The following is an 18,670-nucleotide window of genomic DNA, read 5'->3' on the forward strand; positions in this document are numbered from 1 at the left end:
TTAGTTCTTATCCTCCAAAAGAACAGCTAATTTTCCAACATAAAAAATGCAGCCACTTTCTAATCGGAGAAGTTAAATCATGGTCATATGGGTGGGGGGAAGCAATCCCATTAATGTTCTTGCGGTTCTGAATAGAAGGGGGACCGGCTTAACGAGAGTTCAGGGATAAGCAAAGGTGAAATTAGAACCCATCCAGTGTCGGGACGCTCATAACGAATTACTGAACTATTCAATTGGAAAAATGAAAATTTTATTCTACTTAAATCTTTAAAGGAACATAGCCTAATAACGCGCCGCCTGAGCTATGTCCACACACTGTTAACAGTTAGAGCCCCTCATCAAATTTCTGGTAGCTGATTCCAGCAGCCGGGACTTTCACTGTCAAAAAACTCTATCATAGTTTTTTGCCCAAGATTATCTTTGATTAATTGGTTAGCTCTATTGCAATATGCTTGGTCTCTTCTGAAAACAGATACCGCGACTCGCTTTATACCCGTTCCAGCCATTCGTTTTAGCAGATGTATATCATGCTCGCCCATCCCCCAGCCTAGAATCACAAGATTCTCACGCTGTTCAGCGAGAACTTCCCGGTAAACCGTTGATAGATAAAAACTGCTATGAATCGAGTTAACTTTTTGTTCATGTGTTCCTTCGCTCACAAACAGTGGAACGACTTCCTCGCTTTGCCAACGTTTCAGAATCGATTCAAGCAAACCCGCGTTCTGAATATGAATTTTACTCTCCTGTTCGATACGATTTCGACACAATATAAGGCTGCCATGTGGATAAAAAACAAGCGTATTAGATTTTTCATTTCCAAGCATCCCTCTTAACCGTTGCCAATCCTGTTCAAAAAGACCTCTGGCAAGAAAGCAATCCTTAAATCGGTGATGATCGTTGATATCCAGGCTATATGTCATTGTCCAGTAAACGATCAGGTCATAGTTAAGCGAAATAACCGTGTTGAATTTTTTCAGAAATTCGTAAATATATGGCAGTTGCTCATCAACTTCATCATGCTCAGGATGCACATCTCGTACAGCCTGAATAAGGCATTCGCGGATTCGGAGATAGGCATCATGGGTACGGGTATCCTCAATTTCTAAAGATTTATTGACGTTAGATGCCTGCCAAACGATACGCAGAATAAGTTCAAAATCTTTCGTTTTAAAAAAGTCAAAAAGTCTGCGTACATCTTCCTCCAGACTCTCTCTTTGCGTGACGTATTCAAGCAGGGATCCATACGCAAAACGAGGACTGACGGCGATGCTTGCACCATTGCCCAGTAAAATAGTTCCATCGTATCGTGGTGCTAGCTCAGACCAAGGGAAAATGGGAAACAACATTTTAGGTATCAGCTCCAGTAGTGAATTTTTAAATAACAAACATTTTACGGCGAAGGTGCCGACTGTTTGCATTTTTTCGTCATCGTTTCAATAGCCTCATTTGATGAAGGAAAAAATCATCTTTGTTTTCAGCTGGTTTCTAAACTTTTCTACATAGCTCGTACATTTATTCATATAGATATTATCTTCATGATTTTATAAACTATCCAGTTAAGATTATCCTTTCAGGAAGTAGAGTGATGCCCCGATTCAGCAATATTATTTTATGGTCCAATCATGAGCATTGAAACTGTCGCGGGTGACAATCATTTAACGGAACCTCACGAGGCGGAGTTCAGTTTCTATGAATTTTTCGCTGGCGGCGGTATGGCCCGAGCTGGTCTCGGAGAACAGTGGCAATGCCTTTTCGCCAACGACATGGATCCGATAAAAGCGTCGACCTACCTTGACAACTGGGGCAACGAGCATTTCGACATACGTAATGTATGCGAAATCACTCCCGATGACCTGCCGCAGCACGCTGATTTAACCTGGGCCTCATTCCCCTGTCAGGATTTATCGCTGGCCGGCAATGGCCTAGGGATCGGAGAAATAGATTCCAGCGCGGATGAAACTACGCGTTCCGGCGCGATATGGCCATTTCTCGATTTGATAAGCAAGCTAGGCCGTGTAAATCGTAGGCCGCCGATTCTTGTTCTTGAAAATGTACTTGGATTACTGACGCTGGATCAAGGGCGGCATTTCGCCGCGATATGCCATCAGTTAAGTAAAACGGGCTACCGCTATGGCGCAATAATCATTGATGCAAAACACTTTCTTCCACAATCCAGACCCCGCGTCTTTCTTGTGGCGATTAGTCGTCAGATATCCATTCCCGGATATCTGGTTTCAAAAGAGCCTCTTCCTCAATGGCATTCGTCGTCTCTTCTTCGCGCCTTCGATGCACTGTCGGAAGAAGTTCATGATGACTGGGTCTGGTGGTCGCCCGGCATTATGCCCGAAGCCAGAATGAAGGAACTGGCTGATATAATAGATTGTGAAGACACAAATGCGCTATGGCACTCTACCGATGAAACCCGGCGGCTTATTAGTATGATGGCTCCGGCGAATCTGGCGCGTTTGGTAGAAGCGAAGGAATCCGGCGAGACAATGATAGGCAGCCTTTACTTACGCATGCGCAAAGAAAAAGGCGTCAATCGGCAACGGGCCGAAATGACATTCTCAACTGTTCTCGGTTGCCTGAGAACCCCGAAAGGCGGAGCTTCCCGTCCTCGTATTATCGTTGTCAACGGCAATCAGGTGAAAACACGTTTGTTGTCGGTCAAAGAAGCGGCGGCATTAATGGGTTTGCCGGATGATTTTATCCTCCCGGCTACGTATCAATCGGCATTTAAAGTGATCGGCGACGGCCTTGCCGTTCCTTCCGTTCGTTTTCTGGCCGAACGTATACTGGAGCCTCTGGCGATGGTCGTCCGAAATGGTTATCTTCAAATGGAGAACATATCAGAATGACATGGATGCCGCCTGTCACGCCTGACGAATGGGAAAGTAAGTTCATCGATTACTTTCTCAGGAGCGGCGTTGACGGCGATGCCCGGGACATCCGCTGGTTTGAGGTTACGCCGTCAACGCTTGCCGCGGCGTTCGCCGGGAGCGAAGCCGGCGCTGATGAGGTAGAAAAAGCATTCCGGTCGTACATGTCGAGAATACCGGATCTGTCGCTGCGCCTTGAAGATGGCATGATGGAAAAATCGACCCGCCGATCACCCGGGTATTTTACTTATCTTGTCATGACGCTGTTTATCAGTAGTCAGTCTGACGCCCATGAGGAACATAATGATTTTCGCCTGAAGTTGCAAAACTGGCTGCGAACCGGGCACCATTTTCAGAATTTATCCGGCATTAACGCGATGTGGGAAGCATTAGCCGAATGGCTTAAGCAACGTATTCACGAAGGCGAGCCATACAGACGACTCATCCTGCCGCCGCAGGACGGTTGGCGACAGATAGGACACACCCTACGTCTGGCATTTCCGAACAAAGCCGATCTACGCCTGATGAGAGAATGTCTTGAGCGCCATCCGCAAGCCGCCGCCAGTCCACGGCAATTAATCGCCTACTTTCAGATTGTTATTCAGAGAGAAAAGGTTTCTCAAGCTCTGAAGGATTCCTTCACTGAGTTCAGGGACGCCTGGATACTGGGACGTCGCGCGCTTTTCGATATGCCGTTCTGGCGTCTGCTCCAACGGGTTGCCGAGTTGTCTTCCAGTATAACGACGCATCAGGCAATTATTGATATGTGCGTTGATTTCGATGGTTCGCGATGTTATTTCAGCGAAAATGGCGACTCTATTTTCTATGCTACGTTATCCGAAGCTCTTGTAGCCACTTCCGCCGAAAACAGTGACAATCTGGGGAAAGCGATGCAGGCAGGCTTAATTTTCTTTCATCAAACAGGGCATGGACGCTGGAGAGCGAAACCGTCTCCTGACGACTATTCGCAGCAATTCCATATTGCTTTATCCAGTAGACATTCTGTAAGAATGAGCGAGCGCCTTAGAAGCTATGTTGACGAATGTGAGTGGATTTTAACGACGCAACCGCTGAAGCGGGTTTCAGCGATAGATATTTTTCGCGCAGTAAAATCCTCTTCAGGCGACGATGACGTTACGCGCCCTCAGCTATACGGTGGAATACGAGTCCCTGGTGGATGGCTGGGATTACCGGCGTTTTTACCTTCTGTCGAATCGGATACGCAGCACTATAAAATATATTCATCCCGGAATGATGATGCGGGAGCCGACATTTCTGTCGCCGATGGTCGTCTGATTTCTTCATCGCCACTTAATGGTGAATTTTTTATCGAACCGGCCCCTGAAGTGGGAGAAAAAACACCGCCGTGGCGGCGGCGTGCGCGCTTTTTCACTCGCGCCGTACCGCACCCGACCTTAGGCGAAAGCGCAAGATACCGGTTTGAACCGCTTTGCGACTGGTCGACTTCTTCACCAAAGGCACCGACGTTTAATTTCGAAGAACTGTTTCAGTGGGAAGATAGCGAAGCATGTTGCGATTATCTTCTGGAGGCGATTTACGCCAGCGGAGCCAGCGGCTGGGAGGAAGCCGAGTTATTCGAGCTTCTCAGGCGTGTGGGTGGCAACATCAACGTATGGCATTTGATTCGTTGTTTACATCATGCGGGTCTGATCCAGCCACGCCTGCGCCCTGGGTGGAAGGGGCGGGCATGGACGCTGGTTAAACCTTCGTTGCTTCATATTTGCAACGGAGAAAATTCTCTGGTTGTTGTGGAAGGTGCTGTCTGCGCCAGTCTGATAGATGATTTTCAAAAAGCGGTCACCGGGCTGGGCGGGGAAAGTTTCCGTCGTCGTGGCGTAAGCCTCTGGTCTCCCCCTGTATTTGGGGCCGTACTCGCTAATCCTGTTGCATTATCTCAGCGTCTGGGATGGCCGCTTATAAAAGCCCCATCGTCATCCGATACAACACCGCTTTCACTTGTCACGACGGAACGTACCGCTGAACTACACGAGCCAGCGGCGGTCTGGAACTGGCGTTCACGAAGATTTCAGCAGTATGGTTTAGAGAAAGAATCCGCGTCCCTGTCACTTCATATTCATCCTGGCGGGCGAGATCATGATATCTATCGGGTCATTTCCGGGCGAAAAACGATGCATTATCTTTCCCGAACCGCCGCTATTATCGCCGCTGGCGCGAAAAACCGGGAACCCGTGTTTGAACGCGTTGCCAAAAATCATCTGCTATGCCTTATTAATGATTGCGGCCTACCCGATGTGCTGGCTGCGGGAATACGGCGTCACTCGCTCAGAAACGGAGGTCCGGTGGACTCCGGTTACGCCTATCCTGTCGATGACGCCTCATTCCGCTGGCTAGAATCGCTGCTTCCTGGATGTTTCTATTCCCTCTTTCCAGACGGTGAGGGCGATATAAACCGCTTAGTTTCCGCTAGTCGCCATTCCGGCGGAAAAATACGTCCAATATGGCGAAACGGTCGGCTAACGCTGACGCCGGGATTATAAGGAAAATTAAAGATGAGTAAAATCCCTTGGTATCTTGGTCAATTTGATCGCAGAAATTATCAGTCTTACCTCAAAGCTATCGCGCAGGAAACGCCTGGTGGTTGGCGCACGATCGAGAACCCTAAGAAACTGTTCCCTCGTACGGGAGAAGTTGAGTTTAACGAGGCTGATGCTTTGCCGCTTCGTAAGGGTGAATGGGCCGCTTTTCATGTTGGGCCCGGCATACGCAACAAAGCGCAGGCGAAACATACCCGCCGTATTTATCCTTATTATGATTTATCTTCTGGCCAGTCGCTGCTGGAAACGCGTCGCCAATTGAGTTTCGATGGCATAACGATAGATGGCGAACCGGGATTATGGGCTATCCGTTTTGGGCCGGATGGTCTGATTTTGGCTAATCTGGCTGAGTCGAAATCAGGTTGTCTGATCCTGTCCAAAAGCCAGAACGTCTATGAATATGATTTCCATGAAGGTGTCGTGATTTCCGTATCCGGCATATCTGAAAGCGGAAAATCGTTTTATATGCCCGATGTCGATGCGTCACCTGCCTGTATCCATGACTGGACGCCGGATAAGCAGTACATCGAAAACGTTATTCAACTACTTTCCTGCGCTGATTCGACGGTCGCGATCGCTTCATGGCTTCGGGTGCATACAAATGAACAAAACGGGAAATTAACTTCCGGCGTCGATGCTCTTCTGGCTGCTGCTCAAACGCTCCGTGCAGGAGAGCTGGCTAAGAAACTGGAGGAAGAGGATTCGCTTACTCGTCAGTTTACCGAAGCGGTGTTGAAGGACCAGCACATCGCCCACCTTCTCGACCATCAGATACAAAACATTGCGGAAGAAGAGCGAGTCGCGTTGCGCGCCGAACAGCATAAGGCGCTCGATAAAGAGTTTTCTGTTGAACGCCTGCGACGTCGAGAAGCTATTGAAACGGAAATGGCTGTTTTTGAGAAGACAAGGAAAAGCGAGATCGAAGAGGAGATCGCACAATTACGGCAGCTCGAAGAAGAAAAATTACAGGTTGATTTTGCAGAAAAGCAAGCGGAGATAGAACAAACGCTCAAACAGGAAAAAGCGTATCTCGAAAGCGAAATTAGCCGTCTGAAAGACGCCAACGCTGATTTATGCGCTCAGAACGAAAATCAGCAACAGATACTGGCTTCCCTGACCTGCGAGCGTGAAGTGTGTTTGGTGTCTTTAACCGATGTTGAAGAACGTACTGCTCAGGCGCAAATTGAACTCGAAAAAATGGATATCGCTATTACTGAAAAGGCGCGTCGCATGGCTTACTCAGCGATCCCCGAAGTGCGCCTCCCGGTGCAAACGAGAGTCGTATCCTGCGAAGAATTCGGTCAAACCGTTAGAGAGAACAGGTTGCTGACGCCCGACGGAAAGATACTCATGACGCAATTTCTGGCACTAATGTTGGCAGGAGAATGTCCATTGTTATCTGGCCCTGAAACGCAGGACTTCCTTGCTATTGCCGAATCGCTAATTTCTTCAGGCCGCTCCATCCGGCACATCGCCGATCCAACGATGATTACCGGCGAAGACCTTTGGGTTCGTGCGGGAAATAATCTGGCGACGCCACTTTATCAGGGATTATTGCTGAGCGAAGCTTCCTGTCCCCGAACGATCCTCGCCGTCATTGAGCGTGTCGAATGTTCTGCCGCGCGTTTCTGGTTGCCAGCGCTAAAAGACCGATTGCACGGTGGCGATTTACCCCGACGCTTTCTGATTTGCGGCACCATTGAAAACGAAGATAGTGAAGAAGCGGAGAATATAAAGGAAAAACATCTTCGCCTGCGGATGGAAAACGTAGTCATTCGTGATGCGATTGCGCTGTCTCCTTTACATCTTTCTTTAGAAAATCATAGCGAGCTGGATCCTGGCCCGGCATCAGAAGGTTCGCTCCCAGACAAACTCGCTATCGCGGATGAAATGTCAGCCGGACGTCTGGATCTGGCAAATACCCTACTGGCGATGAGAACGGCGCATGAAGCCGTGCCGTTCGATGATGAAAATAAAGCGCATCAGAAGCATTTAGTCGATTTATACGCCGATTTACAGAATAACGATCTATGCGCCCATTAAACAGCAGGAGAAGGAATTCATGTTAGATCCGATTGGCGGTTTTCGCCGCATTCAGGACTTTTTCATTTCGTATATAGAAACCAACTTCCGAATTGCCGATCCTTTCGTCACGGCCTCAAGACGCAATCTTTTGAATAGCAGCGGGGAATTTGCCGCGGAGCCCTATATTGAACCTGTTCTACGATATGAGTCTTCGGATAAAACGCTTGAAGCTCTGGCCGAGATGGAGCGCGGGCCACTAAATAGTTTGTATCCCAAAGGTCGGAAAGCGTTTGTCGAACTGGCGTTATCCGGTCTATTCGATTCGATACCTGGCGACGAGGTTTGGCCGCGTCGTTCACTCCATGCACCGTATAGCCACCAGACTCAAATGCTTGAGCGCGGTATTCGTCCCGGTAGCCCGGGAATTGTGACATCGGGTACAGGCTCGGGAAAAACGGAAAGTTTCATGTTGCCTATATTGGCTGCATTATCAAATGAGGCAGTAAACTGGGCCTCGCCTTGCGACGGCTATCTGCAAAATCAGTGGTGGAATGGCGAAAAAACAAACTGGGTTTCTCGTCGCGAAGGAGAAAAACGTCCGGCAGCAGTCAGGGCATTAGTACTTTATCCAATGAATGCACTGGTCGAAGATCAAATGGCGCGCTTGCGTAAAACATTGGATTCCGATGATGCGCGGCAGGTGATGGAGCATCGCTTCGCCGGGAATCGGATTTTCTTTGGGCAATATACCAGTGCAACACCGATTACTGGCTATGCCAGCCATCCACGTCTTTCCGGAGTCAAATCGGAAAAAAGTCGCCGTGCTCGTAATCTTGAAAAATTACGTAAGGCGTTGAAGCGAATTGATAGCGATCAGCAGGCTGCGCGTGCATTCGACGAAGAAAAAGGAAACGTTTCGGAAAAGACCCGATATATATTTCCTTCGACAGACGGTGGGGAAATGGTTTCTCGCTGGGATATGCAGGCAGCCCCGCCTGACGTTCTCGTCACTAACGCCTCAATGCTAGGGGCTATGCTTTCGCGAGAAGTTGAAGACGGTATTTTTGATGCTACGCGTGAATGGCTGATGAATAACAACGACGCGTACTTCTATCTGGTATTCGACGAGCTGCATTTAATGCGTGGTTCTGCTGGAACCGAAACCGCAATGTTGATTAAGTCGCTGATTATCAGACTCGGGCTTGATGACCCGAAACATCGTTACAAACTGCGTTTGCTGGCGTCATCTGCATCCCTTCCGATGGATGGCGCGGATGGAGAACAATCACGGAAATACCTTCGGGATCTCTTTGCCCCCTTTGGCACTTGCCGCGACTCTCTGGATCCCGGTAGCGATAAGCCTGACTTCTGGCGTAATTGCGTTATTCAGGGAAAACCATATATACCACCAAAACCTGAAGGAAAAATCGCCGTGTGGCCTTTCGCCGCATTGATGCGGGTTGCCCTTGAGGGGCAGGAAAACGTCGTTCGTAATCTGAACATGACGGACGCGCTGAGTCAGGCTTTGTCTAATGTCTTCCTGGCTCTGGGCGTGAAAGCGCAAAATGGCATGCAAGGTATTAAACAAGCAGCAGAAAAAGCAGCTGCGCTGCTGACCAATGCTTGCATAGAAGAAGGCAGCGAGTCGCCGCGAGCGATGCCGCCGGGGTTAATCATTGATAAGATTTTTATTAAGGAAGACACGGGTAATCAAGATGAATTGGAATTAGCATTGCGCGGGTTAATGCTGTTACGCGCGCTGCCGGAATCTGGGATAAATTGCGAGAAACCTGCCAATGTCACTCCAGCTTTTCGCGTGCATACATTTGTCAGAAATATTGAGGGCTTCTTCGCCTCCGTATCGCCGGGAGAGCAAAAGGCGAAATTCTCCGATTTTTGTCTGGAACGAGGCTTGTCACATGCGCCATCAACCCCAGACGGAAAACGTGGTCGCCGTTTGTTCGAAATGCTGTATTGTGAAGCGTGCGGTGAGTTACTGATCGGCGGTCAGAAGGGACAGAATCACGGTAAAACCATCGAATTATTACCTTCGGCAACCAATCTGGAAAATCTTCCAGAACGCCCCGGCGCAGAATACTACGATGATATGACGTTGGATGAGTTTGCGGTTTTCTGGCCTGTCGATATGTCAGATAAAAGTCCAGCAGGCTGCGAAAAAGGTTGGGATGTCTGGGATAAGGCGGCACTTAATCCTGTTACTGGCATAGTGACTGTTGGGCAGGATATATCACCGACAAGTACTGGCGTGGTTCGCGGGTATCTCTATTTCCAGAATCCGGTTAAGCCTAAAAAAGGCGAGCCGGCGAAGAGCCCTTCTGCGCAGCCTTTCTGCTGCCCTAACTGCGGCATTGACTATTCCAACCGGCCTGCCAGCAATCGTTCCAGAACGCCCATTCGCGCATTTCGTACTGGTGTGACGAAATCATCCCAACTGGTAGCAACGGAGCTATTTGAATTACTGCATGCAATTGGTGCGGAAGCAAAGAGTATTGTTTTCTCAGACAGTCGACAGGATGCGGCATCAATGGCGCTGGAAATCGAACGGCTGCACTTACGTGATCTACGCAGGGAAATATTGGTCGCATCTTCCAGAGCGATGATTAACGAGGCCGAAAGCAGGTACATTTCAGACGAGGATATTGAAGACAGGAAAGCCAAAGCTAAACAATCTGGAGATTATGATGAGTATATCAGACTGCATGACCTTCAAAAAATGCAAGTCGGAATTACTGAGCTTTGTAAATATCGACGGGTAAAAATCGACAAATTACTGGAGTCTGAAGGCGACTCAATCGGAAGAATTACATCTGAGCTCGTCGGGCTGGGAATATCACCCTATAAATATCGTTCTAATTCAGATGAGAATGATAGCACTGTTTGGTATGCTAATTTCATTAAAGAAGGGGAGGCTATTAGATTTAGTGAAAGGCTTCCTTCTCATGAACGAATGAAAATAAAAACGAAAATATCGTTAGATCAGTCTGAACTGATAGATGATGTTATTTTTGCCAACACCTTTTTCGCGCTGGAAGAAACAGGGCTGGCATATCCATGCATCTCAGATAAAGATGAAATGCCGGAAATTGATGCTTGGCTACGGGTGTTTTCCGGTGCCTATCGTGTTAAAGAGAATAAATATTACGATGAAGGTCGCACTCGTGATTGGTGTTTTGGGAAAGATGTCGAAAAAGAAAAGATTAAGCGAATCGCCAGGGTTTTATTCGGTGATAACAACTATCAAGATGGTTTGACACATGTATTAAAGCAGTTTGCTGATTTGAAACATCCGGCGGGGTTAATTAGTATCGGCAAGTTGTTTCTTAAGGTCACCAAACCTGGCGATAATTACTGGCAATGCGGTAACTGTGGGCGAATTCACTTACATTTAGGGTTTAAATATTGTACCCGTTGCGTAAATCCACTCGATCTTGAACCCAGCGGGTTTGTCGAAGATCTATGGGAAGACAATTTTCTTGGTAAACGCATTGTACGTGGAGAGCGAGACGGAGTTAAACGTTTCCGGCTGAACGTCGAAGAATTGACGGGGCAGACGGATGATTTCTCCGATCGTCTGCGTAAGTTCAAGGGGATTTTTGTCGATAAAGTTAGTGAGCTTGAAAAGCTAGATACAGAAATTGATATGCTTGCCGTTACTACGACAATGGAAGTCGGAATTGATATCGGCTCACTTCAGTCGGTTTATCAGGCCAACATGCCGCCTCAGCGGTTTAACTACCAGCAGAGAGTCGGTCGAGCTGGGCGACGCGGCCAAGCTTTTTCCTTCGTTATCACATTTTGTCGCGGACGTACTCATGATGCATACTATTTTGCTCATCCTCATGCAATCACCGGCGATTCGCCGCCGCCGCCTTTCCTGGCGGTAGATCACCATGCCATTCCATTAAGACTTATGCGGAAAGTATGGCTTAGAGCTGCATTTAATCTTTTACGCGAAGAGGATCATAAAAAAGGAACGGCTTTCCCTGGAGATAAACTCGTTCCGCCTGATATTCATGGTGAATATGTTTCTACGCATGATTACTATTTTAGTGATAAAGTGAATTGGGCTGAACGATTACTGGGAGCGTTGAGAACAACTCAGAATATACATGATCGCTTTATTGAGGCAGCAACGTTCGATCCAGAGCAAAAACGACGTCTTTATTCCGCATTAAATGCGGAAGGCATAATTGATGAAATCGATAAACTGAAGGATTACGTCCCTGAAGACGATATGGGGCTTGCACGTTTCCTGGCCGAGCACGGTAAACTGCCGATGTATGGAATGCCGACTCGGGTGCGAAACCTTTATTTGGGATTACGTAAAACAAAAGGTCTAAACGCTCAAGAAGAATACGAATGGTCGACGATGGATCGCGATCTTGATCTCGCAGTTTTCGAGTATGCTCCTGGTTCGGTATTGATCAAGGATAAGAAAAAGCATGAGGTAATAGGCTTCACAGGAAATTACCAGGAACCACAGATCCAGAACAACCGAATATCGGATATTTCGGTGGTAGGCTCATGGCAGGAGTCGTGCAGCCATGTAGCAATTTGCCCTGCATGCGGTTCCGCCAAGCTGGAGCTACATAAACCTGACAACGACATTAATTGTGAGGATTGCCGAGCGCCGATCAGTCCTGAAGAATTCAGGCTTTATATCACGCCAGCAGCTTTTCGCACGGATTTCAAACCCAAAGACGATATGGATAGTTTTATCCGCATGTCCTTGAAAACCACAGCGACAGTTTTGCATGAGGGTGTTCCAACAAAATGCGACTCTTTCACTGTACGACGCGGCGAAGTGACCATTCTTCGCCTCAATGATGGCCCCATTAATGGAGAAAAGGAAGGTGAACGATTTACTGTTGACCTGGCAAATGATCTAAAAGCACCAATGCCCTTTTCTACTTATTGTCCGCCAGTTAAAGGTGAACAGGCTATCGATTCAGGTTGGTTGGAGTCGCACAATAACCCGCGCTGGCAATGTAGCGGCAAGAAAAAAAGTTTTGGGCTTGTATCAAGCAAAGAGACAGAATCGCTTCATATCGAATTAACTAAATTCGATGCACGCCTTAATCTGGACATGGTCGCCAGATACGGCGAGTACATGAATTTGCCTACGCGCGCTGCTGCTATTAGCGCGACCCAGATATTGACGCATAAGGCAGCACTCTATCTGGATGTTTCGCCAGATGAATTCGAAATGCTTGAACCCCGAGTGCATCTTGGTAAACCCATCTTGCAAATCGCCGACGCGTTGATCAATGGTTCAGGGTTATGCAGACGACTTGCCGAGCCTGCCATCGCTGGCGGTCCGCCTTTGATCGTCACATTATTGCATGAGATTCTGGAAGATAAGTGCGTCTGGCCAATGGTTGACTTTCTGAAGAAGGATCATCCTGCTCAATGTCAAACAGCCTGTTACAAATGCATACAGCGCTATGGCAACCGTCGGTATCACGGCTTGCTGGACTGGCGTTTAGGTATGGCCTATTTACGGGCGATGGTTATGCCCGAATTCGCATGTGGTCTGAATGCCGCCGACTGGAGTCAGCCAGAGATGAAAGGATGGCGACAAAGAGCATTTGAGTTAGCGGAAGACGTCGAGGCACTACGACCAGCAACGATCAAATTGTTAAAAGAGTATTCATTACCTGTTCTTATCGAAATACAGGATGGGAAAGAACTTTGGAGAGCGGCCGTAACGCATCCTTTATGGCAATGGAGAGAAGCCGAACATGATGCCCTGATTGACTCTTTTGGATTGGCTGGCGGGGAGTCGCCACTACTATTCATTGATACGTTTGAACTGGAAAGACGACCGCTGCGTGCGCTGGCGAATCTTAAACGGAGTTAAAATATCGCAATAGCGTTCGTTGTTACTGGTTGATGTTTTTAGTCGAAGGCGCTTTCAATGCGAAAGCGCTTTTAAGCCACGGCATAACATAGCGAGGTTATCCAGCAGTTAACTCATCGAGTTATCGAATGCGTCAACTATGCCAGGCTGTGGAGAAAATGCTTACCTTCGTGAATGTGTTTATCGTGATATGTAAGTCATATCTATGAGATTTACCAGAGTGATAAGAACGGCACAAAACTAATACCGTTCTTATTATTTCTTTTTTTGCCTTATCAGTTCTGGCACTCCATTTGCTGCAGTGCGCGGCCATCCATAAAGGTTGCACAGGGCGGGCACCAAGTGAGCTGTAGCATTGAGGTAGTGATTCAGTTGTGCCCACTGGGTGTCATCGGGTTGAGGGCTCCTTTGCAGTAGATCACCGAACAGTATCAACCCATGGCAAAGACCTTCCGCATGTTCCGCTGAAAGTGCAGCAAGGTCGAGAAGCTGTGTGGAAGTAAGTTCATGAAGATCGAGTTGGCTGAAGAGTTCGCAATAGAGAGTGATGGTGTTAGTGGCGGGTTCTGATGTGAAAGTGTTTACCATGTGCCTGTTCTCCTTAGTGTGGTGCGCTGCTACCACATGAGACGCTAAACCCATGGTGGTAGCCCAAACGGAGTTAGCGTTACCGGACACTAAGGAAACCGGCGCTTCTTGCGAAGCCTCCGCCTGGGCCACCATAATTCTGGATGTTCAAGGTCCCAGCATTATATACATAATGCTGCTTAGTGTATGTGTTCGGAACGCTAACTCCGGCTACGAATTTTGTCGCAGCGAGGAAAATTATATCGTTGTGTCATTGACGATAAAATAGCCTGTCTAAATTTACAGATAGTTACTGCCAATATTGGAATAGAGATCGCAGCAATTAATTTATATACCCCATTTACTTATGGTCTCAATATCTTAATCAATGGAAACCCGTTGAAACATTTGCAATGTCGATAGGTTACGATATATTCACTAAAATTATTTTTTTGCTGTGAGTATTCGTATGTTGTATGCCGTAATTGCAGAAATGGACAAATCCAAATGGAATGATAAGCCCGGCGTGGAGTATCACATCCCTAAGCGTTACGCAAAAATGCTCACACCTGGGACTCGCGTGGTCTACTACAAAGGCCAGATTAAGGATAGGAGTTATCGGCCGCTGCGGCTTTCTGATAAACCACATTATTTTGCGATAGCTACCATTGATAGTGTCTATCCGGACCCCAAAGCAAAACGTGGCGATTTATATGCTGTGGTGACGGACTTTCAGCCCTTCACTGAGGCTGTGTTGGCAAAGAAGGGTGAAAGCTACTTTGAGTCTATTCCTTCTAATCGCGAATCAAACTACTGGTACGATGGCGTACGCCCCATAACCGAAGAAATATTTGAAGCGATAGTCGAGCATGCGAAGCTGGGTGCGGTAGTAGTTCCGGAAGAGAAGGCGGTGGAAGAGGAAGGGGATTACAACGACAGTTTTGAGTCCGAAGCAACCCATCTTGAAGGTGCAAAAATCAGCTACTTCACGACCAAGTACGAACGTAAGCCACTGTTAAAAAACCAAGCAGTGAAATTACATGGCACTACATGTTGCGTCTGCGGTTTCAACTTCAAGGCATTTTATGGTGAGTATGCAGAGGGATTTATCCACATCCATCATTTGTTGCCGGTCTCGGAGCTTGGCGGTGAGAAACCCGTTAATCCAGCTACAGATTTGGTGCCGGTCTGCGCTAATTGCCACAGTATCATCCATCGTAAAAAAGATAGAACCCTCTCTATTGATGAACTCAAAGAAATGATCCAGCAGCAGAAGGGGTGAGTCTGAGCTTACGACGTAATCTGCGGCAAGGTTGAGCGGTCATACTACCTCAAAACACTAGAGCCAACTCCCCACCAAATGAATAAGGCTGTAAATCTGCAGCCTTATTCGATGAACTTACGAACCCATCACCCCAAATCCCCCCCATTACTGGCAATCACCTGCTTGTACCACCAGAAGGATTTCTTGCGCGTGCGGGCGAGGGTACCGTTGCCGTTGTCGTCGCGGTCGACGTAAACCAGGCCGTAGCGTTTGCTCATTTCTCCGGTCGATGCCGCCACCAGATCAATGCAGCCCCAGGTGGTGTAGCCCATCACCGGCACGCCGTCGGCGATGGCGTCGGCCATGGCGCGGATATGTTCCCGCAGGTAGCTGATGCGGTAATCGTCGGCTATCTCGCCGTCGGCATTGAACTCGTCATGCGCGCCCAGGCCGTTTTCCACCAGAAACAACGGTTTTTGGTAGCGGTCGTACATCATGTTCATGGTAATGCGCAAACCCAACGGATCGATGCCCCAGCCCCAGTCGCTGCGCGGAATATGCGGGTTGGTCAGGGATTTCACCACGTTGGCGGCGCTGCTGTTGTTGTCGTTCATATCGGCAGAAGCGCAGCGCGAGGCGTAATAGCTGAAGGAGACAAAATCGACGGTGTTCTTCAGGATTTCGCTGTCGCCTTCCTCCATCACGATACTCACGCTTTTCTCGCGGAATACCCGGGCAGAGTAAGCAGGGTAGGCACCGCGGGCCTGCACGTCGATGAAGAACAGGTTCTCGCGGTCTTTCTCCAGCGCGGCCCACACGTCTTCCGGCTTGCTGGACCAAGGGTAAAAATTGCCGCCCGCCAGCATGCAGCCCACCTGGTTGGCGGGGTTCACCTCGTGCGCGATGCGGGTCGCCAGCGCGCTGGCCACCAGTTCGTGGTGCACGGCCTGGTATTTTACCTGCTCGGGGTTCTCGTCCGCCTCAAACACCAACCCTGCGCCGGAGAACGGGCTGTGCAGCACAATGTTGATCTCGTTGAAGGTGAGCCAATACTTCACCAGCCCGTCGAAGGCTTCGAAGCAGGTGCGGGCATAGCGGGTGAAAAACGCCACCATTTTGCGGCTGCGCCAGGAGCCGTATTCGGTCACCAGGTGCATCGGCACGTCAAAATGGCACAGCGTCACCAGCGGTTCGATGCCGTATTTACGGCACTCTTCGAACAGGCTGCGGTAGAAGGCGATGCCTTCCGGGTTGGGCGTCAGCTCGTCGCCGTTCGGGTAAATCCGGCTCCAGGCGATGGAGGTGCGGAACACGCTAAAGCCCATCTCCGCCATCAGCGCAATGTCGTCGCGGTAGCGGTGGTAAAAATCAATCGCGTCGTGGCTGGGGTAAAACTCGTCTTCGCGCAGGGCAAAACGCTTCTCCAGGCCGAGCTTTACCGGCATGCGGTTGGGGCCATGCGGGATCATGTCAACCGTGGTCAGCCCTTTGCCGCCCTCGCGATAACCCCCTTCAGACTGGTTGGCGGCCAGGGCGCCGCCCCATAAAAACCCTTGCGGGAAAGTTGAATCAGACATGCAATCCTCAATTACCCGTCATACTTGAAGTTGCATCTGTGTTGGCTGCGTTACAAGACCCATCCGTGGGTCTTGCCCCTTCGGGGCCGCTGCAAGCAGCGTTCAAATCTGTTCCTGACAGATTTGTCGCACACCCCAGTCACTTAGCTGACTAAGCTCCTGGGGATGTACGGCCTTGCCGCCGTGATGCAACACCAATTATGTAGGGTAAAAAATAGTGTGTTAATGGGTAGCGTTAGCGGTATTGGCCGCAGGCGCGGTTGTCGTTGTGGCCTCTTCGCTTTCCGGAATGTCTTCAAAGCCCAACAGCAGCGTGAGCACGAAAGACAACACCACGGAAAGCACCATCACGCCGCCGACCCAGACAATGCTCATCGGGTTCGACGGGTCAAAGAACTGCACGCTGGTGAACAGACCGGGCGAAGCCATCGAATGGCTGGCTAATCCGCCAATGCCGGCGACGGCGCCGCAGATAAAGCCGCTGATCAGGCTGGCGATTAATGGGCGTTTGAGCCGCACCGCCACGCCATACAGCGCCGGTTCGGAAATGCCCGCCACAATGGCGGAAGCGGCGGCGGCCAAGGCGGTCTGGCGCAGCTCGCGGTTCTTGGTTTTGAACGCCACCGCCAGCGAAGAGCCGCCGAGCGACAGGTTGGCGCCAATCTCCGAAGGCATCACCATGCCCTCTTTGCCGGTTTCGGCGATGGTCTGAATGATGGTCGGGGTGAATACGCGGTGCATGCCGGTCATCACCAGCAGCGGCCAGATCGCCCCCATAATGGCGACGGAAAGCCAGCCCAAATAGCCATGCACGGTGTACACCAGCGCCGAGATACCGCTGCCGATCCAGATGCCCAGCGGGCCGATCAACACAATGGCGATCGGCGCGGCGATCAGCACAATCAGCATCGGCTTAAGGAAGTTCTTGGTTACCGCCGGGGTGATGCGATCGACCCATCGTTCGATATACGACAGGATCCAGGTCATCACCAGCGCCGGGATCACCGTGTAGGTGTATTTCACCGCCGTCACCGGAATGTAGGCGAACTCCACCGCCTGGCCCTGCGCCGCCTTGGCCATCAGATCGATAAAGTTAGGGTGCAACAGCACACCGGCAATGGCGATCGCCAGCGACATGTTGGTTTTGAATTTAAGGGCGGCCGACGCGGCGACCATCACCGGCAGGAAGAAGAACGCGCCGTCGCCAATCACATTGAGGATGATTAGCGTCGACGAGCCTTTTTCGAACACGCCGGCCATATCCAGCATCATCGCCAGCAGCTTCACCATCGAACCGCCGATGATGGCCGGGATCAGCGGCGACATGGTGCCGACCAGTGCGTCGAGGATCCCGGCGCCAATGCTTTTCAGGGTGATTTTACGCTTTGCCGGTGCGGCCGCGGGGGCGTTACCCGGCATGCCGAGCGCCAGCACCGCCTGATAGGCTTTCGACACTTCGTTGCCGATGATCACCTGGCACTGCTCGCCGCTGTGCACCACGCCCATCACGCCGCTAATCGCTTTGAGTCTTGGCGTGTCGATCAGCGCCTTGTCTTTCACCACGAATCGCAGGCGGGTCATGCAGTGCGTAACGGCTTCGACGTTCGCGCGGCCGCCCAACGCATCCACGATGGCGTGCGAGATCTCTGTGTAGTTCTTCGGCATGGAATATCGTCTCTAAGATATGAATTCGGATTGCCCAAAGGCTCACTTTTACTGCCTGGGCGATCCGCCGTTCCATCTTAATGAAACGCCCACAAGAAACCGGTTTCACAAAATCATGCTGATCTGTTTTAGCTCTGGCAAGAATTATGATTTTTTGGTTTTTAATTTCGTGAAGTCAGTCACTTTAAGGCTGGGGAGGGCGGCAACGGCAGGCGCGAAAACATTCCAAAGGCGGG

9 protein-coding genes and 1 pseudogene are annotated in these 18,670 nt (G+C 49.6%); 5 read left to right on the forward strand and 5 right to left on the reverse strand.

Annotation, left to right across the window (positions count from 1 at the left end; translation table 11 throughout):
• Positions 1–338 precede the first annotated feature (338 nt).
• Complete coding sequence (locus EBA31_RS01620) at positions 339–1,346, reverse strand: DUF4917 family protein (protein ID WP_122080572.1); 1,008 nt, start codon at positions 1,344–1,346, stop codon at positions 339–341.
• Positions 1,347–1,622: 276 nt separating this feature from the next.
• Here EBA31_RS01620 and EBA31_RS01625 point away from each other — a divergent pair, with 276 nt between their 5' ends.
• Genes EBA31_RS01625 through EBA31_RS01640 form a run of 4 tightly spaced genes read left to right on the forward strand, consistent with a single transcriptional unit; the run spans position 1,623 to position 13,361 of the window.
• Positions 1,623–2,858, forward strand: coding sequence for a DNA cytosine methyltransferase (locus EBA31_RS01625; protein WP_122076872.1), 1,236 nt, complete (start codon positions 1,623–1,625; stop codon positions 2,856–2,858).
• Positions 2,855–5,398, forward strand: coding sequence for a hypothetical protein (locus tag EBA31_RS01630; RefSeq protein ID WP_122076876.1), 2,544 nt, complete (start codon positions 2,855–2,857; stop codon positions 5,396–5,398). Before EBA31_RS01625 ends, EBA31_RS01630 begins: the two co-directional genes overlap by 4 nt.
• A gap of 12 nt (positions 5,399–5,410) precedes the next feature.
• Entirely contained in the window at positions 5,411–7,498 is a 2,088-nt protein-coding gene (locus EBA31_RS26730; protein ID WP_162302862.1) for a hypothetical protein, read from the forward strand.
• Positions 7,499–7,517: 19 nt separating this feature from the next.
• Entirely contained in the window at positions 7,518–13,361 is a 5,844-nt protein-coding gene (locus EBA31_RS01640; protein ID WP_122076880.1) for a DEAD/DEAH box helicase, read from the forward strand.
• Between the two features lie 255 nt (positions 13,362–13,616).
• Here the strand turns inward: EBA31_RS01640 and EBA31_RS01645 are convergent, their stop codons facing one another.
• Both EBA31_RS01645 and EBA31_RS27225 read right to left on the reverse strand, forming a co-directional pair.
• Positions 13,617–13,949, reverse strand: a complete 333-nt coding sequence (locus EBA31_RS01645; RefSeq protein WP_238387493.1) for a hypothetical protein — start codon at positions 13,947–13,949, stop codon at positions 13,617–13,619.
• An 84-nt stretch (positions 13,950–14,033) separates the two neighbouring features.
• Positions 14,034–14,084 (reverse strand): annotated as a pseudogene (locus EBA31_RS27225) (hypothetical protein); the annotation flags it as partial.
• A 313-nt stretch (positions 14,085–14,397) separates the two neighbouring features.
• Here EBA31_RS27225 and EBA31_RS01655 point away from each other — a divergent pair.
• Positions 14,398–15,210, forward strand: coding sequence for an HNH endonuclease (locus tag EBA31_RS01655; RefSeq protein ID WP_122076885.1), 813 nt, complete (start codon positions 14,398–14,400; stop codon positions 15,208–15,210).
• Between the two features lie 128 nt (positions 15,211–15,338).
• On the opposite strand, the gene EBA31_RS01660 is transcribed toward EBA31_RS01655, so the two are convergent.
• Together EBA31_RS01660 and ascF are read right to left on the reverse strand one after the other, a co-directional pair.
• Complete coding sequence (locus EBA31_RS01660) at positions 15,339–16,769, reverse strand: 6-phospho-beta-glucosidase (protein ID WP_122076888.1); 1,431 nt, start codon at positions 16,767–16,769, stop codon at positions 15,339–15,341.
• A 222-nt stretch (positions 16,770–16,991) separates the two neighbouring features.
• Positions 16,992–18,434: a PTS cellobiose/arbutin/salicin transporter subunit IIBC gene (ascF, locus tag EBA31_RS01670; RefSeq protein WP_122076892.1), complete on the reverse strand. Its 1,443-nt coding sequence runs from the start codon at positions 18,432–18,434 to the stop codon at positions 16,992–16,994.
• Between the last annotated feature and the right edge of the window lie 236 nt (positions 18,435–18,670).

This window comes from Serratia sp. P2ACOL2 (assembly GCF_003691565.1).
GTDB lineage: Bacteria > Pseudomonadota > Gammaproteobacteria > Enterobacterales > Enterobacteriaceae > Serratia > Serratia liquefaciens.

Coding starts and splice junctions, on each gene's coding strand:
- EBA31_RS01620 (WP_122080572.1), bottom strand. CDS start 1,346: ATGTTGTTTCCCATTTTCCCTTGGTCTGAGCTAGCACCACGATACGAT.
- EBA31_RS01625 (WP_122076872.1), top strand. CDS start 1,623: ATGAGCATTGAAACTGTCGCGGGTGACAATCATTTAACGGAACCTCAC.
- EBA31_RS01630 (WP_122076876.1), top strand. CDS start 2,855: ATGACATGGATGCCGCCTGTCACGCCTGACGAATGGGAAAGTAAGTTC.
- EBA31_RS26730 (WP_162302862.1), top strand. CDS start 5,411: ATGAGTAAAATCCCTTGGTATCTTGGTCAATTTGATCGCAGAAATTAT.
- EBA31_RS01640 (WP_122076880.1), top strand. CDS start 7,518: ATGTTAGATCCGATTGGCGGTTTTCGCCGCATTCAGGACTTTTTCATT.
- EBA31_RS01645 (WP_238387493.1), bottom strand. CDS start 13,949: ATGGTAAACACTTTCACATCAGAACCCGCCACTAACACCATCACTCTC.
- EBA31_RS01655 (WP_122076885.1), top strand. CDS start 14,398: ATGTTGTATGCCGTAATTGCAGAAATGGACAAATCCAAATGGAATGAT.
- EBA31_RS01660 (WP_122076888.1), bottom strand. CDS start 16,769: ATGTCTGATTCAACTTTCCCGCAAGGGTTTTTATGGGGCGGCGCCCTG.
- ascF (WP_122076892.1), bottom strand. CDS start 18,434: ATGCCGAAGAACTACACAGAGATCTCGCACGCCATCGTGGATGCGTTG.